This is a genomic window from Clostridioides sp. ZZV15-6598, from assembly GCF_020657705.1.
GTDB classification, from domain to species: domain Bacteria; phylum Bacillota; class Clostridia; order Peptostreptococcales; family Peptostreptococcaceae; genus Clostridioides; species Clostridioides difficile_F.
This window is the reverse complement of the sequence record NZ_JAGWCS010000234.1, coordinates 1-2921: the sequence shown is the minus strand read 5'-3', so window position 1 is coordinate 2921 and position 2921 is coordinate 1. Positions and strand designations below refer to the sequence as shown.

At 25.2% G+C, this 2921-nt stretch carries 3 protein-coding genes; all 3 read left to right on the top strand.

The features are described from left to right. A partial coding sequence (locus tag KGF50_RS21045) for a sensor histidine kinase (RefSeq protein ID WP_227849868.1) occupies positions 1 to 562 on the top strand: 562 nt, incomplete at its 5' end. Between the two features lie 60 nt (positions 563 to 622). After that, positions 623 to 1993, top strand: a complete 1371-nt coding sequence (locus tag KGF50_RS22625) for an FtsX-like permease family protein (protein ID WP_227849867.1) — start codon at positions 623 to 625, stop codon at positions 1991 to 1993. 10 nt (positions 1994 to 2003) lie between these two features. Then, positions 2004 to 2690 carry an ABC transporter ATP-binding protein gene (locus KGF50_RS21035; RefSeq protein WP_227849866.1) on the top strand — a complete coding sequence of 229 codons (687 nt, stop codon included), beginning with the start codon at positions 2004 to 2006 and terminating at the stop codon, positions 2688 to 2690. Positions 2691 to 2921 lie beyond the last annotated feature (231 nt).

The window sequence follows — 2921 nt, the reverse complement described above, 5'->3', positions numbered from 1 at the left end:
AGCAATACTTAGAACAAGCCTAGAATTAAGTGGAAATGAAGAACTATTAAATACTCTTAATAAAGTTGCAAATAATGTAGAAGATGTACTTGCAATAAGTGATACAAAAAATAATGAAGATATGTATGAAGTTGACATAGCATTAATATGTGCACAAGTATGTGACCATTATTCTAAAGTATATGATAATTTAAGCTTTGATTTTGAGGAAGATGAAAATATGAGCATCTATGGGAAAGAAAAGTGGATTTATAGAGGCGTATCTAATCTTTTGGACAATGCAATAAAATATGGTGAAGGTAAAGATATATGTGTAAATGTGAAAAATCAAAAAGGTAGCGTTATTGTATCAGTAAAAGATAATGGTATTGGAATGAATAAATACAGTATGAAAAAAATATTTTATGACAGATATAGAATAAATGAATTAAATAAAGATGGATATGGTATAGGTCTTAGTTTAGTAAAACATGTATGCAACTTATGTAGTGGATTTGTATGGGTAGAAAGTGAAGAAGGTAAAGGTTCAACTTTTTATCTAGTATTTAAAGAATATAAATAACAAATTAAGATAGATATAATAATTCTAAGACATTATTGAATTGGTAAGAGGAGATGTGAAGTGTATATTTTAAATAATGCAGTCAAAAACTTACTTAGAAATAAATTACGTAATTCGTTTAGTATAGTTGTTATGTTATTGATGGTCTTAGCAATATTAATTTCATCAATAATAAATTCGAATGTTAATGTGATAAAGGCGAATTATGAGAAAAAATTTGAATCAGAAGTTCAAATTAAGCTTGATGGTAAAAAGCTTGTTCAGGATGATTCAGGAAAGTCTATTATAAAATATAGTAACTTGAGTGTAAATGATTATTTAAACTTTGCAAAATCAAAATATGTAAAAAAAGTATCTCTTATTGGGAATATCACAGCACACATTGATGATAATAAATATAATTCTAATGATGGCAGAAAAATCGTATATGATGATATGATGTTTAAAAATTATGGAATTATAGGACATACAGAGAAGAATGAAAGTCTTAAATACTATAATCTGGAGAAGGTAAAAGGAAGAGTATTTCAAAAAGATAATGAATGTATGGTAAGTGAAGAATTTATTGATATTAATAAGTTGAAAATTGGAGATACGATATCTCTATTAAGTGATTATAGTACCGATATAAAGCTAAATTTAAAAATAGTAGGTATATATAAGAAAAAAGAAAACAGCAATACTAAAGATATAGAAGTTACTCAAGAAGATAGTATATATGATAATATATTAACTACATACAATACTTTAGTTGAATTTGAGAAGAAGGTTGAATTAGAAAATCCAATAATCTATACAAATGCTAGATTTTTACTGAAAGATTCTAGTAGTAGAAAAGCATTTGAGAGAGAGGTAAGAGACAAAGGTTTAAGTGATATATATAAAGTTACTATAGATGAATTTGCATACAGTAAACTAATAGAACCAATGCAACGTTTGTCTAATATAGCTTTTACAGTTACGCTTGGAATATTAATATTAGGTTCGATATTATTGATGATAAATTCTATAACATCAATTAAAAAAATAAAGTATTATATTGGTGTGTTAATATTGATTGGGATGCCTAAATTTAAGATAGTTCAGAGTTTCATATGTGAAAGCCTTATAATAATTTTAATATGTATTATATTTGGAGGAGGAATTGTAAGTATATCCGCTTCAAATATATCAAATTATGTTTTTGAATATCAAAATCAATATAATGCAATACATAATGTTGATTTACTCAATAATAGAGAGTATAAAAATATAGATATAAATAACGATACTAGCAAACAAGAAGTAAAAAGTTTAAGAGATAAATTAATTCCAAATATAATATTTAAGACAACCATTGTAGCTATAATGTTGATAGTATTGACTAGCATATTAGCTGTGTATAGTACGATTGTATATAGACCAATACAGATAATTTATGATAGAAATTAGGTGGTGTAAATTGGGAATACTAGAATTGATAGATGTTAATTATAAATATGAAGGAAGTAATAAATATGTATTAAAAGATGTAAATGCCAAATTTGAAGCTGGAAAAATGTACATTATTATAGGAAAATCTGGCTCAGGAAAGAGTACTTTGTTATCTATGATATCAGGTCTTGATGATTATACTGATGGAAGTATTATTTATAATGGTAAAAGTCTAAGAAGTATAAATAAAGATATGTATAGAAATAAGTATCTGGGTGCGATATTTAAAGATTATAATTTGTTAAATAATGCAACTGTTTTGGATAATATCATTTTACCAATGACAATTAGTGAAAATAAGAAAAAGAATAAAAATAACATAGTATATGAGATTCTACAAAAGGTAGGAATTAATAAAGAAAAAGCAAATGAGAGAGTAGAAAACTTATCTTATTATGATAAACAAAAAGTATGTATTGCTAGGTCATTATCTAATAATCCTAACCTGATAGTATGTGATGATATTATAGAAAGTACTGATGATAAAAGTGAAGAAAATCTAATAAATGTGTTTTATAATTTGGCACATAAAGATAATAAATGTGTGATAATAACAACAAGTTCAGAAGAAGTTGCGCTATTTGCTGATGAGATATGGGGAATAAATAATGGAAAATTAATGTTTATAAAAAGTAAAGATAAGAATATAGACTAACTGTATTGAAATGAAATGAAAAATACCTAAATAACACGAAAATGAGCTACAGTTGGGGGGAACTGTAGCCCATTCTATTTTGGGGGAGATAGGTTGAACTTATTGGTTATCCGTATCATATTTTTAGTATAGTCACTTGTTTTAGATTATATACATTTTTTTATAAATTTTACATAAAATGTTAAATATTATAATTAATTAGGTATTATTAGAAGTAATAAAGTTCTAATT